The sequence below is a fragment of the Pseudomonas sp. PB105 genome, assembly GCF_009764655.1.
Taxonomy (GTDB): domain Bacteria; phylum Pseudomonadota; class Gammaproteobacteria; order Pseudomonadales; family Pseudomonadaceae; genus Aquipseudomonas; species Aquipseudomonas cyclaminis.
Map to the genome: position 1 here is coordinate 503,434 of NZ_RWIO01000093.1, position 17,680 is coordinate 521,113.

At 56.6% G+C, this 17,680-nt stretch carries 13 protein-coding genes; 6 read left to right on the top strand and 7 right to left on the bottom strand.

From position 1 onward, the window contains the following. Positions 1–31 precede the first annotated feature (31 nt). A complete protein-coding gene (locus EJD88_RS25495) occupies positions 32–2,473 on the top strand; it encodes a TonB-dependent siderophore receptor (RefSeq protein WP_158879280.1) in 2,442 nt (813 codons plus the stop codon). A 19-nt stretch (positions 2,474–2,492) separates the two neighbouring features. Here the strand turns inward: EJD88_RS25495 and mnmE are convergent, their stop codons facing one another. The 5 genes from mnmE to rpmH form a co-directional block, all read right to left on the bottom strand. Then, complete coding sequence (gene mnmE, locus EJD88_RS25500; RefSeq protein ID WP_099586137.1) at positions 2,493–3,863, bottom strand: tRNA uridine-5-carboxymethylaminomethyl(34) synthesis GTPase MnmE; 1,371 nt, start codon at positions 3,861–3,863, stop codon at positions 2,493–2,495. Positions 3,864–3,942: 79 nt separating this feature from the next. Next, the gene (gene yidC / locus EJD88_RS25505; protein ID WP_099586138.1) at positions 3,943–5,625 is read right to left on the bottom strand and encodes a membrane protein insertase YidC; all 1,683 of its coding nucleotides are present in this window, start codon (positions 5,623–5,625) and stop codon (positions 3,943–3,945) included. A gap of 2 nt (positions 5,626–5,627) precedes the next feature. After that, the gene (gene yidD, locus EJD88_RS25510; protein WP_010207715.1) at positions 5,628–5,873 is read right to left on the bottom strand and encodes a membrane protein insertion efficiency factor YidD; all 246 of its coding nucleotides are present in this window, start codon (positions 5,871–5,873) and stop codon (positions 5,628–5,630) included. Continuing rightward, entirely contained in the window at positions 5,866–6,270 is a 405-nt protein-coding gene (gene rnpA / locus EJD88_RS25515; RefSeq protein WP_053128141.1) for a ribonuclease P protein component, read from the bottom strand. The genes yidD and rnpA overlap by 8 nt, the downstream gene beginning before the upstream one ends. Before the next feature lie 16 nt (positions 6,271–6,286). After that, positions 6,287–6,421, bottom strand: a complete 135-nt coding sequence (gene rpmH / locus EJD88_RS25520; RefSeq protein WP_003213577.1) for a 50S ribosomal protein L34 — start codon at positions 6,419–6,421, stop codon at positions 6,287–6,289. 586 nt (positions 6,422–7,007) lie between these two features. On the opposite strand from rpmH, the gene dnaA reads away from it, so the two are divergent. From dnaA to gyrB, 4 genes are read left to right on the top strand one after another with little or no spacing between them, the layout of a single operon-like run. Next, positions 7,008–8,528, top strand: a complete 1,521-nt coding sequence (dnaA, locus tag EJD88_RS25525) for a chromosomal replication initiator protein DnaA (protein WP_099586139.1) — start codon at positions 7,008–7,010, stop codon at positions 8,526–8,528. A 38-nt stretch (positions 8,529–8,566) separates the two neighbouring features. Continuing rightward, positions 8,567–9,670: a DNA polymerase III subunit beta gene (gene dnaN, locus EJD88_RS25530; protein WP_005783345.1), complete on the top strand. Its 1,104-nt coding sequence runs from the start codon at positions 8,567–8,569 to the stop codon at positions 9,668–9,670. A gap of 20 nt (positions 9,671–9,690) precedes the next feature. Continuing rightward, positions 9,691–10,794 (top strand): DNA replication/repair protein RecF, encoded by a 1,104-nt coding sequence (recF, locus tag EJD88_RS25535; RefSeq protein ID WP_099586140.1) that lies wholly within the window; start codon positions 9,691–9,693, stop codon positions 10,792–10,794. A gap of 4 nt (positions 10,795–10,798) precedes the next feature. Beyond that, entirely contained in the window at positions 10,799–13,216 is a 2,418-nt protein-coding gene (gene gyrB, locus EJD88_RS25540; protein WP_099586141.1) for a DNA topoisomerase (ATP-hydrolyzing) subunit B, read from the top strand. Positions 13,217–13,321: 105 nt separating this feature from the next. On the opposite strand, the gene EJD88_RS25545 is transcribed toward gyrB, so the two are convergent. Continuing rightward, positions 13,322–14,044, bottom strand: a complete 723-nt coding sequence (locus tag EJD88_RS25545) for a response regulator transcription factor (RefSeq protein WP_099586142.1) — start codon at positions 14,042–14,044, stop codon at positions 13,322–13,324. Between the two features lie 377 nt (positions 14,045–14,421). Between EJD88_RS25545 and EJD88_RS25550 the strand changes: the two genes are divergently transcribed. Beyond that, positions 14,422–16,704 (top strand): CHASE2 domain-containing protein, encoded by a 2,283-nt coding sequence (locus EJD88_RS25550; protein ID WP_158879281.1) that lies wholly within the window; start codon positions 14,422–14,424, stop codon positions 16,702–16,704. Between the two features lie 179 nt (positions 16,705–16,883). On the opposite strand, the gene EJD88_RS25555 is transcribed toward EJD88_RS25550, so the two are convergent. Then, the gene (locus EJD88_RS25555) at positions 16,884–17,654 is read right to left on the bottom strand and encodes a 1-acyl-sn-glycerol-3-phosphate acyltransferase (protein WP_017528685.1); all 771 of its coding nucleotides are present in this window, start codon (positions 17,652–17,654) and stop codon (positions 16,884–16,886) included. Positions 17,655–17,680: the final 26 nt, after the last annotated feature.

The following is a 17,680-nucleotide window of genomic DNA, read 5'->3' on the forward strand; positions in this document are numbered from 1 at the left end:
TCACGATGCTACCTTCAGGGCTTACCCACCTATGCGCCTTCCCACCAAGCTTCGCCAGCGACTTTCTTACCACGGCATAACCTACGGCCTGCTGAGGGGCACTGTCGCCACCACGGTTGCTTTGCTCTCGACCGGCGGCGCCTTTGCAGCCGTTACGGTGCAGCACTACACCATTGCTGCCGGGCGGCTGGACAATGCCTTAAGCCAATTTGCCGCCAAGGCCAATGTGATTCTGTCGTTCTCGCCTCAGCAGACCGCGAGTTTGAGTACGCCAGGGTTGGAAGGTGACTATTCGGTGGAACAGGGTTTTGCGCTATTACTGCAAACCTCAGGCCTGCTAGCTGTCGTCCAGGCCCCTGGAAGCTATGTGCTGCAAGCCGTGCCATCCGGGCAACTCACGCTCTCACCGACCACCGTGAGTACTTATCAACAGGATGGTTTTAATCAAGAGATTGCCGGGGATGTAGGCTACAACGCGCTAAACAGCCGCATCGGCACCAAGACCAGTACGCCCTTGTCGGAAACACCGCGCTCGGTATCGGTGGTCACCGGCCAACGCATCAAGGACCAGAAATCCCAGACGCTGACCGAAGTATTGGGTTATGTGCCCGGTATTTTTGCGCCGCCCTTTGCCGCTGGCGATAGCCTGGCAGGGGATTTATTCTTCATTCGCGGTTTCAACGCCACCGATTACGGCTACGGCCTGCTGCGTGATGGCCTACGTGTACAAGGGAATCGGTACGACACCACTAGCGAACCCTACGGCTTAGAGCGTGTGGAAATCTTCCGTGGGCCCTCTTCACTGCTTTACGGCGAAAATGCACCAGGTGGGCTGGTGAACCTGGTGAGTAAACACCCTACTGCGACGCCACAGGGTGAGGTGCAGTTGGGTTATGGCTCCCACAACCGTCGCCAGGTGGGTGTGGATATCTCCGGCCCGCTCAATGAAAACGGGAATATCCTCGGCCGGGTGGTGATGCTTGGGCGTAAATCCGATACGCAAACTGACCATGTCCCGGATGATCGGCTCTACATTGCGCCCTCCCTGACCCTTAACTTCGATGACTTCAACACCCTGACTCTGCTGGCCAACTACCAGAAAGACCACACCAACCTTGAACTCGGCCTACCGGCGGCCGGCACCTTGCTCACCAATCCCAACGGCAAGCTGTCCAAACGCACCATGCTCGGTGACCCGGATTGGAATACCTTTGAGCGCGAAGCCTGGAACACCGGTTACGAATTCAGCCACAGCTTCAATGACGATTGGCAGTTCCGCCAGAACTCCCGCTACATGCAGTCACGTATCACCCGTCATGAAACCTGGCCGGGCGACTTGAACAACCAAGGCTTCGGCACGCAACTGAACATGAATGCCTACGACCGCTACAACAAGTCGATGGTTTACTCCCTGGATAACCAGCTGGAAGGCAAATTCCAGCTGGGCAGCCTGGAAAACACGCTGCTGTTCGGCGCGAGCTACGACCGTACTTCGTTTAACCAGGACTGGGATGCGGGGTTCGCCGGCACGATCAATGTGTATGACCCGGTGTATCTGCGTGACCCGACCACCCCGCAAGCGGTGCAAAACACCTTGCTCGCGCAACAGATGAAAGGCGTTTATGCACAGATCCAAAGCAAGTACGACCATTGGTTGTTCCTGCTCGGTGGGCGCCAAGATTGGGTCGACAGTGATTTCCGGGACAAGGTAAAAAGCGCCACGGACTCCAGCACCACCGAGCAGAAATTCACCTACCAGGGTGGTGTGATGTACCAGTTCGACAACGGCCTGACGCCGTATGTCAGCTACTCCACCGCATTTGTCCCGGTGCAGCAGATCTCGGTGACAGGCTCACCGCTCAAGCCCATCACCAGCCGGCAATACGAAGTGGGCTTGAAATACGAACCGATCGGTTGGGACACAGCGATGACGTTGTCGGTGTACGACTTGCGCAAACAAGACGATACCTATCTCGACAGCACCACCAATACCTATCGCCAAGTGGGAGAAAGCCGCGCCAAAGGTGCGGAACTCGAAATCAACAGCAACATCACACCGAACCTGAATCTGACGGCGGCCTATACCTATACCGACGCACGGATTACCAAGGACACGGCCGGTTCGTTGGTCGAAGGGCACCAGATGACAGGTGTTCCACGCAACCAGGCCTCGGTGTGGGGCAAATACCGATTCTTGGATGGCCAACTCAAAGGCCTTTCCCTGGGCGGTGGCGTGCGCTACTTCGATAGCGCCTATTCCTACACCAAGCCGACTCTCTACGGGAAGCTCGACCCCGGCAGTGTCACGTTGGTGGATGCCGCGATTGGTTACCAGATTGATACCCACTGGTCGATCGACCTGAATGCCAAGAACCTCTTCGACAAGGAATATGTATCTGGTTGCAACGACGCAGGGCGCTGCTACTGGGGTGACAGCCGTACCTTGCTCGGTACGGTGTCTTACAACTGGTGAGGCGCTGTGGATAACTTGGTTATTTGCCGATACAGAAACTGGAAAAGATCCGCCCCAGCAAATCATCGGAGCTGAACGCGCCAGTGATTTCCCCCAGCAGCTGCTGTGCCTGACGCAGATCTTCGGCCAGCAGCTCCCCTGCCCCCGCCAAGGTCAGCTGAGCACGTCCGTGCTCCAGGGCTGCGCTGGCATGGCGCAGTGCCTCCAAGTGCCTGCGACGGGCACTGAAGCTGCTTTCGGAGGTCTGCTCGTAGCCCATGCAGGCCTTGAGATGGTCACGCAGCAATTCCAGTCCATTACCTGCCGACTTGGCACTCAGGCTGATCGTGACGTGGCCATCCTCGCTGGTTTCCATGGCAATGGCTTCGCCCGTCAGGTCGGCCTTGTTGCGGATCAACGTGACCTTGGCCGGGTCCGGCCGTTGCTCCAGGAATTCTGGCCAGAGTGCAAAAGGGTCCACAGCCTCAGGCGCGGTGGCGTCTACCACGAGCAGCACGCGATCGGCCTCGGCGATCGCCTTGAGCGCTCGTTCCACGCCGATCTTTTCCACCTGGTCATCGGTGTCACGCAGCCCTGCGGTGTCGACCACATGCAGAGGCATGCCGTCGATGTGGATATGTTCCCGCAGGATATCCCGCGTGGTCCCCGCAATCTCGGTAACGATAGCCGCTTCACGGCCGGCCAGTGCATTGAGCAAACTGGATTTGCCGGCATTCGGGCGGCCTGCGATCACCACGGTCATACCGTCGCGGAGCAAGGCGCCCTGCCCGGCTTCGCGCAGTACTGTGGATAACTCTTCACGCACTTTATCCAGCATCGCCAGTACGTGGCCATCGGCCAGGAAGTCGATTTCTTCTTCCGGGAAATCAATCGCCGCCTCCACGTAGATGCGCAAGCTGATCAATTGCTCCGTCAGGTTATGCACACGCAAGGAAAACGCGCCTTGCAGCGAGCGCAGCGCATTGCGTGCCGCCTGTGCAGAACTGGCTTCGATCAAGTCGGCAATGGCTTCGGCCTGGGCCAGGTCAAGTTTGTCGTTGAGGAATGCCCGCTCGCTGAATTCACCTGGGCGGGCCAGCCGGCAGCCGAGTTGCAGGCAGCGCTGCAGCAGCATATCGAGGACTACAGGACCACCGTGGCCCTGCAATTCCAGAACATCTTCACCGGTGAACGAGTTAGGCCCAGGGAAATAAAGGGCCAGGCCCTCATCCAGCACGCTTTGGTCTGCATCCAGAAACGGGCCGTAATGGGCATAACGCGGTTTCAATTCCCGACCACTGATGGCCTGTGCAGCCACGCCGGCGAGCGGCCCTGAAATTCGAACGATGCCCACGCCGCCGCGACCTTGAGCGGTAGCGACAGCAGCGATGGTTTCACGAGGAGCGCTCATCAGCAGGTTCCAGAACAAAAGTGACGGAAAGCAAAACGCCCCACTAGGGGGCGTCTTGAGTGGTTATCCACAGAGTAAATTACGCCTCGGCTTTTTTGGTAGCCGCTTCGATTTTACGTGTGATGTACCACTGTTGAGAGATCGACAATACGTTGTTGACCACCCAGTACAGAACCAGACCAGCTGGGAACCACAGGAAGAAGAAGGTGAAGATGATTGGCATCATTTTCATCACTTTGGCCTGCATCGGATCCGGCGGTGTTGGGTTCAGACGCTGCTGGATGAACATGGTCGCGCCCATGATGATCGGCAGGATAAAGAACGGGTCTTTAATCGACAGGTCAGTTATCCACAGCATGAACGGTGCCTGGCGCATTTCTACGCTTTCCAGGAGTACCCAGTACAACGAAAGGAACACTGGCATCTGCACGAGGATAGGCAAGCATCCACCCAGCGGGTTGATCTTCTCTTTCTTGTACAGCTCCATCATGGCCTGCGACATTTTCTGCCGGTCATCACCATGTTGCTCTTTCAACGCAGCCAGCTTCGGGGCAACGGCACGCATACGCGCCATCGACTTGTAGCTGGCAGCCGACAGTGGGAAGAAGATCCCCTTGATCAGCATGGTCAGGAAGATGATCGAGAAGCCCCAGTTACCCACAATGCTGTGGATATGTTGCAGCAGCCAGAAGATCGGCTGGGCAATGAACCACAGAATGCCGTAATCCACAGTCAGTTCCAGACCTGGGGACAACTCTTTCAATACCGCTTGGCTTTTCGGGCCGGCGTAAAGGGTAGCGCTGGTTTCAGCCTTGGCACCTGGTGCGACGTTCAGCACCGGGCCAGTAAAGCCGATGATGTAGTTGCCTTGGCTGTCTTTACGGGTTTGAACCAGGTTGGCTTCACCTTTGTTCGGGATCCATGCGGTCACGAAGTAGTGTTGCAACCAGGCGACCCAGCCGCCTTGGACGGTTTCTTTCAGCGCGCCCTTGTCGATATCTTTCATCGACACTTTTTTGTACGGTTCGCTACTTGTCCACAGGGCTGCGCCCAGGTAAGTCGCGGTGCCGGTGGCGGTGCTGGAAGAAGGATCGGAGCTGCCATCACGCTTGAGTTGGGCAAACAGGTTGCCGCTCCACGGTTTTTCGCTGGTGTTGTCGATCAGGTAAGTGACCTTCAAGTCGTACAAACCGCGAGTGAAACTGAAGCGCTTGATGTAATTGACGCCGTCGAGACTGAATTTCAGGTCGACGTTCAACTGATTTTGGCCATCAGCCAGTTGATAAGTCTTCTTTTCGGTCGAATAAACCGGACGACCGGTAGCACGCGCATCCGGACCATTGGTGCCGGTCAGGCCGCTTTGCGCCAGATAAGTACGTTCACCGCCATTATCGAACAGTTGGAACGGTACATCTGGATGATCTTGGCGACGTGGATAAAGCGGCAGTTTCAACTGCGCGATATCACCACCTTGTGGGTCGATAGCCAGGTCGAGCACATCCGTTTTCACAAGGATGAGGTCTTTATTGGTGACCACTGGCGTTTCTAAAGGGGCGGTTGTCTCGCCATTCGCGCTGGGAACATCGGCACTCGCGGACGCATTGGTACCCAACGGAGTGTCCGGAATAGCCGGCGCAGCCTGATTGGTAGCAACATTCTGAGTCGGCAGGGCAGCTTGGCCATAATCCTGGTTCCACTTAAGAACCATGACATAGGACACGATTGCCAGGGCGACGATCAGGATCGTGCGTTTAATATCCATGATTACTCGGCCATCGAAGAAGAACGGGAGGTAGGGATAGGTGGAACCGGGTCATAACCACCGGGATTCCACGGATGACAGCGACCTAAACGACGAAAGGTCAGCCAGCCACCGCGCAGAAGACCATGATTTTCTATGGCCTCTAACGCGTAGCAGGAACAACTGGGGTAGAAACGACAGTGACTGGCCATCAGAGGACTAATGGCATAGCGATAAAACTGGATCGGAACGAGTGCCAGTTTACGCATCGGTGCTGTCTACCCCTACAGTTTCGGTGCTGACTGCTGGTGCTGGCTTGTTGGTACGCGCCAGACGTTTCCAGAGCTTGCCGAAATGCTGAATCAATTCGGGGTTTTCTACATCCCCCAAGCCTTTGCGCGCGACGATAACAATATCCCAACCAACCAGAGTGTCCTGGTGGAGGCGAAACGATTCGCGCATCAGACGCTTGAGGCGATTGCGCTCAACGGAGAGCTTTACGCTCTTCTTGCCGATCACCAACCCGAGACGGGGGTGATCAAGATCGTTGTTACGCGCAAGGAGCAGGAGATTTTTCCCCGGAACCTTGCCGGTGGGGGAGTCAAAGACTGCCTTGAAGTGCCGGGGGGTTAGCAAACGCTTTTCCCGACTGAAGTCCTGACTCACCACCAGTACCGGATTATCAAACTGCCAGACGCGCACGACCTTTGGCGCGGCGACGCGACAGGACAGCACGGCCGTTCTTGGTAGCCATGCGAGCACGGAAGCCGTGAGTACGGGCGCGTTTGATGGTGCTTGGTTGGAAAGTACGTTTCATGGCGTTGTTACCTGGTTCGTCCACAACGGGCCGGAATGGCCCCCGTTTTAAGAGACCGGCGATTCTAGAGAAAGCAAGCCTCTAGGTCAATTTCCAACCAGCTTTTCCTTCAATTAGATCGCTATAGGGCAAAACGCCCTTTTCTATCCGCCGGCCTTCCACGAGCAATGTCATAGATATAAAAATAAAGAAGGAAGTTATTTAAAGCTTTTCTGTAAAGCTTATAAAAGCTAGGCAGGCCATCCTCTGTGGATAACTGCGTTAAGGCCATATTCCACGTGCTGTACAGAGGATGACAACACGGGGGAGAAGCAGTGCTCTGCCTGTGCTGCGCTGTCGGATAAGCTGTGTGTGGAATGGCATGTTATCCACAGGCCAGTTACCCACAGACTTTCACCCCCACTTGTGCAACGAGCTCAGGGGCGCTTATCCACAGAGCTTATGCACAGACCATTGGTCGCCTTTTTCCCCGATAAGACGTTGATTTTGGGTGCCCTGTGGGCAACCTACATGTGGATAAGTGGGCGGCTCGCCGCTACAATGGCGGCTGTTTTTGCCTCACCGGCTTTCAACTTAGGGGATATCCGTGTCAGTGGAACTTTGGCAGCAGTGCGTGGAGCTTTTGCGCGATGAGCTGCCTGCCCAGCAATTCAACACCTGGATCCGTCCGCTACAGGTCGAAGCCGAAGGCGACGAGTTGCGCGTTTATGCGCCCAACCGTTTCGTTCTCGACTGGGTCAACGAGAAGTACCTGAGCCGCGTTCTAGAATTGCTCGACGAACATGGCAACGGTCTCGCGCCCGTTCTCTCCTTGTTAATAGGCAGCAAACGTAGCTCGGCGCCTCGCGCTGCGCCGAATGCGCCGTTGGCGGCGAGTGCCTCGCAGGCCCAGGCCGCAGTGGCACCTGTTAACAATTCACCCGCGCCGCTTGCCCAGACGCCTTCGAAATCAGCGTCGCAGAAAAATGCGCCTATTAATGAAGAGCCGTCTCGCGACAGCTTCGACCCGATGGCTGGCGCCAGCTCGCAACAGGCACCGGTTCGCGCCGAACAGCGCACCGTGCAGGTAGAAGGCGCGCTCAAGCACACCAGTTACCTGAACCGCACCTTTACCTTCGAGAATTTCGTCGAAGGTAAATCCAACCAGCTTGCTCGCGCCGCGGCCTGGCAAGTGGCGGATAACCCCAAGCACGGTTACAACCCGCTGTTCCTTTATGGTGGCGTTGGCTTGGGTAAGACTCACTTGATGCACGCTGTGGGCAACCACCTATTAAAGAAGAACCCGAATGCCAAGGTCGTGTACCTGCACTCGGAGCGCTTCGTAGCTGACATGGTCAAGGCCTTACAGCTCAATGCCATCAACGAGTTCAAGCGCTTCTATCGCTCCGTTGACGCCTTGCTGATCGATGACATCCAATTCTTCGCGCGCAAAGAGCGTTCCCAGGAAGAGTTTTTCCATACGTTCAACGCCCTGCTCGAAGGCGGCCAACAGGTCATCTTGACCAGTGACCGTTATCCGAAGGAAATCGAAGGCCTGGAAGAGCGCTTGAAATCGCGCTTCGGCTGGGGTCTGACCGTTGCGGTCGAGCCGCCGGAACTCGAAACCCGCGTTGCAATCCTGATGAAAAAAGCTGATCAGGCTAAGGTCGATCTACCGCACGACGCTGCGTTCTTTATCGCCCAACGCATTCGCTCCAACGTGCGTGAGCTGGAAGGCGCGCTCAAGCGGGTCATCGCTCACTCGCACTTCATGGGTCGCGACATCACCATCGAACTGATCCGCGAATCCCTGAAAGACTTGCTGGCACTGCAGGACAAACTGGTGAGTGTGGATAACATCCAGCGCACCGTGGCCGAGTACTACAAGATCAAGATTTCCGATCTGCTGTCCAAGCGCCGTTCGCGCTCGGTGGCTCGTCCGCGCCAGGTGGCCATGGCTCTCTCCAAGGAGTTGACCAACCATAGCCTGCCGGAAATCGGCGATGTGTTTGGTGGTCGCGACCACACTACGGTCTTGCATGCATGCCGCAAGATCAACGAACTTAAGGAATCCGACGCGGATATTCGCGAGGACTACAAGAACCTGCTGCGTACACTGACCACTTGATGACACCAGCGCAGCTTATTAAGGCAAGGGACTAGACCATGCATTTCACCATTCAACGCGAAGCCCTGTTGAAACCCCTGCAACTGGTCGCAGGCGTCGTCGAGCGCCGACAGACCTTGCCGGTGCTCTCCAACGTATTGCTGGTTGTCGAAGGCCAGCAGTTGTCCCTGACTGGCACCGACCTGGAAGTCGAACTGGTTGGCCGCGTGCAACTGGAAGAGCCCGCCGAACCAGGCGAGATCACCGTGCCCGCGCGCAAGCTGATGGATATCTGCAAAAGCCTGCCGAACGACGCGCTTATCGACATCAAGGTTGATGAGCAAAAGCTGGTGGTCAAGGCCGGTCGCAGCCGTTTCACGTTGTCGACCTTGCCAGCCAATGACTTCCCGACCGTGGAAGAAGGCCCTGGCTCTCTGACGTGCAGCCTGGAGCAAAGCAAACTGCGCCGTTTGATCGAGCGCACCAGCTTCGCCATGGCCCAGCAGGACGTGCGTTACTACCTCAATGGTATGTTGCTGGAAGTATCCGAAGGCATTATCCGTGCAGTGGCCACCGATGGTCATCGTCTGGCGATGTGCTCGATGCGTGCCGATATCGGTCAGCCAGACCGTCACCAGGTGATCGTGCCGCGTAAAGGTATTCTTGAGCTGGCGCGCCTGCTCACTGAGCCGGATGGCAATGTCAGCATCGTATTGGGTCAGCACCACATTCGCGCCACCACCGGCGAGTTCACCTTCACGTCCAAGCTGGTCGACGGTAAATTCCCGGATTACGAGCGCGTGCTGCCTAAAGGCGGTGACAAGTTGGTGATCGGCGATCGTCAGGCACTGCGTGAAGCGTTCAGCCGCACAGCGATTCTGTCCAACGAAAAATACCGTGGTATTCGTCTGCAACTGGCCAACGGTCAGCTGAAAATTCAGGCCAATAACCCGGAGCAGGAAGAGGCGGAAGAAGAAGTAGGCGTTGACTACAACGGCGGTTCGTTGGAAATCGGCTTCAACGTGAGCTACCTGCTGGACGTACTTGGCGTGATGACCACTGAACAGGTGCGCCTGATCCTGTCGGACTCCAACAGCAGCGCCTTGGTGCAGGAATCCGACAACGACGATTCGGCTTATGTTGTTATGCCGATGCGCCTGTAATCATGCTCAGCAGACGCTAGATGTCCCTCAGTCGCGTTTCAGTCACCGCGGTGCGTAACCTGCACCCGGTGACCTTCTCCCCCTCCCCCCGCATTAATATCCTCCACGGTGCCAACGGCAGTGGAAAAACCAGCGTGCTGGAAGCTATCCACTTGCTGGGGCTCGCCCGTTCCTTTCGCAGTGCGCGCTTGTTACCGGTTATCCAGTACGAACAATTGGCGTGTACTGTCTTTGGCCAGGTTGAACTGGCGGAGGGCGGATACAGCAGCCTGGGGATATCACGTGATCGTGGCGGTGAATTTCAGATTCGTATCGACGGGCAAAATGCGCGCAGTGCTGCGCAATTGGCAGAGATCCTGCCATTGCAGTTGATCAACCCTGACAGCTTTCGGCTGTTGGAAGGCGCACCCAAAATCCGCAGGCAATTCCTCGATTGGGGAGTGTTCCACGTGGAACCGCGCTTCATGGCCACTTGGCAGCGCCTGCAGAAGGCCCTGCGGCAGCGGAACTCGTGGCTGCGGCATGGTACACTTGACGCCGCTTCGCAAGCGGCCTGGGACCGGGAACTGTGCCTGGCCAGCGACGAAATAGATGAATACCGCCGCGCCTATATCAAAGCCTTGAAACCAGTCTTTGAGCAGACTTTGAGTGAGTTGTTGGATCTCGAAGGGCTGACGCTGAGCTACTACCGTGGTTGGGACAAAGAGCGTGAACTGAGCGCAGTGCTCGCCACGTCCCTGCAGCGGGATCAGCAAATTGGCCATACCCAGGCCGGACCCCAACGGGCAGATTTGCGTCTTAGATTAGGCGCTCATAACGCTGCGGATATCTTGTCCCGCGGCCAGCAGAAGTTGGTGGTGTGTGCTCTGCGTATCGCCCAAGGCCACTTGGTTAGCCAAGCCCGACGCGGCCAGTGTATTTATCTGGTGGATGACTTGCCGTCTGAACTCGACGAGCAACACCGCCGCGCGCTATGCCGCTTATTGGAAGACTTACGCTGCCAGGTGTTTATCACTTGTGTAGACCATGAATTATTGAGGGAAGGCTGGCAGACGGAAACGCCAGTCGCTTTGTTCCACGTGGAACAAGGCCGTATCACCCAGACCCACGACCATCGGGAGTGAAGGCATGAGCGAAGAAAACACGTACGACTCGACCAGCATTAAAGTGCTGAAAGGTTTGGATGCCGTACGCAAACGTCCCGGTATGTACATTGGCGACACTGATGACGGTAGCGGTCTGCACCACATGGTGTTCGAGGTGGTCGACAACTCCATCGACGAAGCTTTGGCCGGTCACTGCGACGACATCAGCATCATCATCCACCCGGATGAATCCATTACCGTGCGCGACAACGGTCGTGGCATTCCGGTAGATGTGCACAAAGAAGAAGGCGTTTCGGCGGCAGAGGTCATCATGACCGTGCTCCACGCTGGCGGTAAGTTCGACGATAACTCCTATAAAGTATCCGGCGGTTTGCACGGTGTAGGTGTTTCGGTAGTGAACGCGCTGTCCGAAGAGTTGATCCTGACTGTCCGCCGTAGCGGAAAGATCTGGGAACAGACTTACGTCCACGGTGTTCCACAGGAGCCGATGAAAATCGTCGGCGATAGTGAATCGACCGGCACGCAGATTCACTTCAAGCCATCGGCTGAAACTTTCAAGAATATCCACTTCAGCTGGGACATTCTGGCCAAGCGTATCCGTGAACTGTCCTTCCTCAACTCCGGTGTGGGTATCGTCCTCAAAGACGAGCGCAGCGGAAAGGAAGAGCTGTTCAAGTACGAAGGCGGTCTGCGGGCATTCGTTGAATACCTGAACACCAACAAGACTGCGGTCAACCAAGTGTTCCACTTCAACATCCAGCGTGAAGACGGCATCGGCGTAGAAATCGCCCTGCAGTGGAACGACAGCTTCAACGAGAACCTGTTGTGCTTCACCAACAACATTCCACAGCGCGACGGCGGTACTCACCTGGTGGGTTTCCGTTCCGCACTGACGCGCAACCTGAACACTTACATCGAAGCCGAAGGCTTGGCCAAGAAGCATAAAGTCGCCACCACGGGTGACGATGCACGCGAAGGCCTGACCGCGATCATCTCGGTAAAAGTGCCGGATCCCAAGTTCAGTTCCCAGACTAAAGACAAGCTGGTGTCTTCCGAAGTGAAGACAGCTGTTGAACAGGAGATGGGTAAGTACTTCTCCGACTTCCTGCTGGAGAACCCGAACGAAGCCAAGTTGGTCGTCGGTAAGATGATCGATGCCGCGCGTGCCCGTGAAGCCGCACGTAAGGCTCGTGAGATGACCCGCCGCAAAGGCGCGCTGGATATCGCCGGCCTGCCGGGCAAACTGGCTGACTGCCAGGAGAAGGACCCTGCCCTCTCCGAACTGTACTTGGTGGAAGGTGACTCTGCTGGCGGTTCCGCCAAGCAGGGTCGTAACCGTCGCACCCAGGCCATTCTTCCGTTGAAGGGCAAGATCCTCAACGTTGAAAAGGCCCGCTTCGACAAGATGATTTCCTCCCAGGAAGTCGGCACCTTGATCACGGCGCTGGGCTGCGGCATCGGCCGCGATGAATACAACATCGACAAGCTGCGCTATCACAACATCATCATCATGACCGATGCTGACGTCGACGGTTCGCACATCCGTACCCTGCTGCTGACCTTCTTCTTCCGTCAGTTGCCGGAGTTGATCGAGCGCGGCTACATCTACATCGCCCAGCCACCTTTGTACAAAGTGAAAAAGGGTAAGCAAGAGCAATACATCAAAGACGACGACGCCATGGAAGAGTACATGACGCAGTCGGCTCTGGAAGATGCGAGCCTGCACTTGAACGATGAAGCCCCGGGTATTTCCGGCGAAGCATTGGAGCGTCTGGTTAACGACTTCCGCATGGTGATGAAGACCCTCAAGCGCCTGTCGCGCCTGTACCCTCAGGAGCTGACCGAGCACTTCATTTACCTTCCGGCCATCACCCTGGAACAGTTGGGCGATCATGCACACATGCAGGATTGGCTGGCCCAGTACGAAGTACGTCTGCGCACCGTCGAGAAGTCTGGCTTGGTGTACAAAGCAAGTCTGCGTGAAGACCGTGAACGTAACGTGTGGTTGCCAGAGGTTGAACTGATCTCCCACGGCCTGTCGAACTACGTCACCTTCAACCGCGACTTCTTCGGCAGCAACGACTACAAGACCGTGGTTACCTTGGGTGCCCAACTCAGCACCCTGTTGGACGACGGCGCTTACATTCAGCGTGGCGAGCGTAAGAAAGCAGTCAAGGAGTTCAAAGAGGCTCTGGACTGGTTGATGGCCGAAAGCACCAAACGTCACACCATCCAGCGATACAAAGGTCTGGGCGAGATGAACCCGGATCAACTGTGGGAAACCACCATGGACCCTGCCCAGCGTCGCATGCTGCGCGTGACCATCGAAGACGCCATTGGTGCGGATCAGATCTTCAACACCCTGATGGGTGATGCGGTCGAGCCGCGCCGTGACTTCATCGAAAGCAACGCTCTGGCAGTGTCTAACCTGGACTTCTGATCCAGGCGGGACCCGCAAAACAAAAAGGCTAACGTTATGCGTTGGCCTTTTTTATTACGTGGAAATCAGTATTTTTTAAATGCTCCACGTGGAACATCACCCTTTTCAACCATGGGAAGCAGTCGCCACGCTCTCCAACCGGTACCCATACCCATAAATCGTCAACAGCTGCCAGCCTCTATCAGCGGTAAGGCCGAGCTTGTTGCGCAGTCGATAGATATGCGTATCCAATGGCCGTGAGGACACCATTTCTTCATGGGTCCAGAACCGCTCGTAAAGGTACTCGCGAGACAGCGGTCGCGCTAAGTTGGCAAACAAGCAACTCGCCAGGCGGTATTCGCGTTCAGTGAGGTTGATCGGTTTTCCCGCGCGGGTGACGGTCAACTCGGCGTCGTCAAAGGTCAGATCGTTGAAACTTTGTACTTCCTGGGTCGCCGACTTCTGCAGGCCATGGCGACGTAGAACGGCGGTAACCCGAGCCTTGAGTTCGTTGGGACGAAAGGGTTTGCTGACGTAGTCATCGGCGCCACTGTTCAACGCGGTGACGATATCGCTTTCCGCATCCCTGCTGGTGAGCATGATCACGGCGGGTGGCGACTCCATGTGCTCACGGGTCCAGCGCAGCAACGCAATGCCGGTGATATCGGGCAGTTGCCAATCGAGTATCAGCAGGTCAAAGGTTTCCCGCCGCAACTGACGCAGCAGGTCCTCACCACGCTCGAAGCAATGCAGGGTCCAGGGCTGTTCGGCGGTGCTGGGGATTTGTCGCAGTGTCTGTTCCACCCTTCGCAATTCAGCGGGTTCGTCATCCAGTATTGCGACACGCATGGGTGGGTCCTTTCATTTCGAAGAGTACGGCAGTCGTAGTGAGGGCACGTACTGCGCAGATGCCAGCCATCGAATCTGAAGAATTGTGCGCAGATTCGTTAGCCCCTTGGATCTCTCGGTAGGCTGGGTTCAATGAGTGATCAACCCAGTTAAAGTCCTCGGTACCGATGTGGGAAAGATACCGGCTCCAGGCCGTAAGGAAAAGGATCAGCCGACGCGTGCGCTGTCGTAGACTTCTGTGCCCCAATGGTAGATACCTTGGTGGTTCTACCTTTATGAGCCTCACGCAGGAAAACTTTTCCACTGCCGCGAAAATGAGCTTCACTGGGCGCTATGCCACTTCCTTTCGTATGCCAACAACAGGGACACGCTGATCAATGATGCTCTGGGGCAAGGCTGAAAAACGTCAACCCACCCATGCCCAACGGCTGTTCCACGGTTTGGTTCGTGAGTGGTTGTGGATCGGTTTGCTGTTGTTGCCGATCACGTCCTACCTTTCGACGAGTGCTGGCCTGGCGTTGAACAATCCGCTGTACGACAGCCTTCGCCGTCTGACACCGCTGCCGGTGGACCCACGTATCTTATTGGTGACCATCGATGACGCCAGCTTGAAGAAGCTCGGGCAGTGGCCTTGGCCCCGTAGTTTGCATGCCGACCTGATCGACCGCCTGAGTGCTGCACAACCCACCGCCATCCTGTTCGACGTGATATTCAGCGATCCTGCCGATCCCGCTACTGACAAACGCTTGGCCGACGCGGTGTGCAACGCCGGCAACGTATTGTTGCCCCTGGCGCGTGATGATTCTGCCAGCGATAGCCAGCCCAGAGGAGAACTGCAGCCACTGCTTAAATGTGCCAAAGGCATAGGGCATATCAACGTGGAAGCGGACAGCGATGGCGTGGTGCGCAGGCTGTATTTGCGCGAGGGCCCACCCGATGCCACGGCGCCTCAGTTGGCATGGCTAGCGTTCACGATGAGTGGCCAACCCTCAGAGATGCCAGGTGAGCCTCGCGATTCGAACTCCCAGGGCTGGCATCAGGAACATGCAGTTCGCATCCCGTATATCGACCCCGACAGCCGTTTTCCGAGTGTGTCTTATGTCAGCGTATTACGCGGCGAAGTCCCTCCTGAGCGGTTGCGTAACCGCCTTATTTTGGTAGGCGCCCCAGGTTCGGGCATGGGCGATCGTTTTGTCACACCGCTTTCCCCCATGATGGGCACTACAGCGGGTGTAGAGATCCAGGCCAACGTGCTCAACGGCCTACTGCAAGGACGTAGCATCGTGGATCTGCCCCAATGGCTGTCAGCCGTGATGGCAACGTCCTGGGTGGCGCTGCTGCTGGGCCTGCTGCTCTATCGCCCACGCTATGCACTATGGATGACGCTAGGGTGTATGTTCACGGCCTTGCTCGGCTCATTTGCCCTATTGCGTTTGGGCTACTGGTGGTCGCCTGCGGCCTGCCTGATCGGTTTGCTGCTCAGCTACCTGATCTGGAACTGGCGGCGTCTGAGCGTGATCCTGGCCTACTTTGGCTGGGAGTTGGCGCGGTTGGATAACGAACCCAAAGTCTTGCCCGAACGCCGCCGAGCGCCGGCCAGCAAAGGTGATGTGTTGCAGGGGCGCATCTTTGCCCTGGAGCAAGCGGTGAGCCGCACGCGGGACACCCGGCGCTTTATGGCTGACGGCCTTGAGTGCCTGCCGGTGGCGACGCTGATCACGGACACCCAAGGCAATATATTGCTGGCTAACCGGATTGCCCGCGACGTGTTCGGTAATGATCTGGTCAACCAAAACCTGTTGGACCAGCTGGTTGATCTGGGTTATCCACCGCTGCACAACGGCGTGCGACCTGCCCTTTCGGCATTGGAATTGGTTGAGTTTCGGGATATCCACCAACGTAGCCTGCGCATGGAGCTTGCACCTCTGCTACCGGCCGAAGGAGACATGGCGCTGGGTTGGCTGCTGAGCCTCACTGACCTCAGCAAGGAACGTGAGGCCCAGCAGCACCGAGAAACCATGTTGCGTTTCCTGTCCCATGATCTTCGTGCACCGCACTCGGCGATCCTTGCACTGCTCGACGTACACAGCGCCGAGTCGCCAGTGTTTGCGCAGATAGAGCAGCAGGTACGCCGCGCCTTGAGCCTGACTGAATCTTTTGTTCAGTTGGCAAAAGCCGAGGCCGACGGTTACCACTTCCAGCCAACGCTGTTCGCCATGCTGGTTATGGATGCTTTTGACCAAGTGGCGCTGATCGCACAGCTCAAGGGCATTCACCTGGTCCACGATCTGGATGAGGCAGATGAGGGGATGGTGTCAGCCGATCAGTCGCTGCTCACCCGTGCGTTATTCAACGTGCTGGAGAACGCGATCAAATACTCGCCGTCCGGCACCACCGTCCGGTTGAGACACAGCAGCACGCAAGGCTGGTTGGAATGCCGGATCAGTGACCAGGGCCCGGGTATAGCTGCCGAAGATTTACCGGAGTTATTCAGCCAGTACAAACGCTTTGATTCAGCCCAAGGCAGCGATGGGTTGGGACTCGGGCTGACCATGGTCAAAGCGGTCGTGGAGCGTCATGGAGGACGTATCGAATGTGAAAGCAGTGTGGGCAAAGGCACCACATTCAGCCTGCAATTGCCCTTGCTGGACGAGTGCTAAAACGTGCTTTTGCGCTGTGCATAAAAAACCGGTCACAAGGACCGGTTTTTTTATGCGGAAAAAACTTATGCACGTTTTTAGGGATTTTTAGGTCTCTGGAAATATGTAAGTAAATCAGCTTGTTATGAAGCAAAAAAGCCAATTCGCCAACAATCCGTGCACAGGTTATCCACAGATGCTCATACCACCGGAGTGTCTACCACAACCGGCTCCGGCGGCAGGGAACCCATGGCCCGTTGCTGCGCTTCATTCCACGCCTGCGCGCGCTCATTCAGCGCGGCAATGGCGCGTGGGCCTTCGCCTTCTGCGTACATAGGTTCGCCAATCACCACGGTGATGGTGCCTTCGCGTTTTGCCCAACCAGTCTTCGGCCAGAACTTGCCGGCGTTATGCGCAATCGGCAACACCGGCAGATGGGCGTTGACCGCAAGGGCCGTACCACCTCGGGAGAATTTACCCACGGTGCCAAAGGGCACCCGCGTACCTTCCGGGAAGATCAGCACCCAAACGCCGTCCTTGAGCAGCTCGTCGCCCTTCTTGGCCACGTGCTTGAGCGCCGCCTTGGGGTTGTCACGGTCGATGGCGATCGGGCGCAACATGGCCATGGCCCAGCCAAAGAACGGTACGTACAGCAATTCGCGCTTGAGCACCTGGCTCAACGGCGAGAAGTACGCCGAGAGGAAGAACGTCTCCCAGGTGCTCTGATGGTTAGACAAAATCACGCAGGGCTGGTCCGGGACGTTTTCAGCGCCCTTGATCTCAAAACGGATGTTCAGGAACACCTTGGTCAGCCACAACGCGCAGCGGCACCAATAGACGTTGATAAAGCGATAGCGCGCCTTGAACGGCAGGAAGGGCGCAATAAAAAAGCTCAGGGTGCACCAGAGAAGCGAACTGGTGCCCAGCAGCAGGTAAAAGAAAAAGGTTCTGATGGCCTGCAAGATCGACATGGCGGCATTTACCGTTGCGGGACACG

Bases quoted from the DNA above. Each gene is read 5' to 3' on its own strand.
- yidC (WP_099586138.1), bottom strand. From the start codon at position 5,625: ATGGATATTAAACGCACGATCCTGATCGTCGCCCTGGCAATCGTGTCC.
- mnmE (WP_099586137.1), bottom strand. From the start codon at position 3,863: ATGAGCGCTCCTCGTGAAACCATCGCTGCTGTCGCTACCGCTCAAGGT.
- EJD88_RS25495 (WP_158879280.1), top strand. From the start codon at position 32: ATGCGCCTTCCCACCAAGCTTCGCCAGCGACTTTCTTACCACGGCATA.
- EJD88_RS25545 (WP_099586142.1), bottom strand. From the start codon at position 14,044: ATGCGTGTCGCAATACTGGATGACGAACCCGCTGAATTGCGAAGGGTG.
- yidD (WP_010207715.1), bottom strand. From the start codon at position 5,873: ATGCGTAAACTGGCACTCGTTCCGATCCAGTTTTATCGCTATGCCATT.
- gyrB (WP_099586141.1), top strand. From the start codon at position 10,799: ATGAGCGAAGAAAACACGTACGACTCGACCAGCATTAAAGTGCTGAAA.
- EJD88_RS25555 (WP_017528685.1), bottom strand. From the start codon at position 17,654: ATGTCGATCTTGCAGGCCATCAGAACCTTTTTCTTTTACCTGCTGCTG.
- dnaN (WP_005783345.1), top strand. From the start codon at position 8,567: ATGCATTTCACCATTCAACGCGAAGCCCTGTTGAAACCCCTGCAACTG.
- EJD88_RS25550 (WP_158879281.1), top strand. From the start codon at position 14,422: ATGATGCTCTGGGGCAAGGCTGAAAAACGTCAACCCACCCATGCCCAA.
- rpmH (WP_003213577.1), bottom strand. From the start codon at position 6,421: ATGAAACGTACTTTCCAACCAAGCACCATCAAACGCGCCCGTACTCAC.
- recF (WP_099586140.1), top strand. From the start codon at position 9,691: ATGTCCCTCAGTCGCGTTTCAGTCACCGCGGTGCGTAACCTGCACCCG.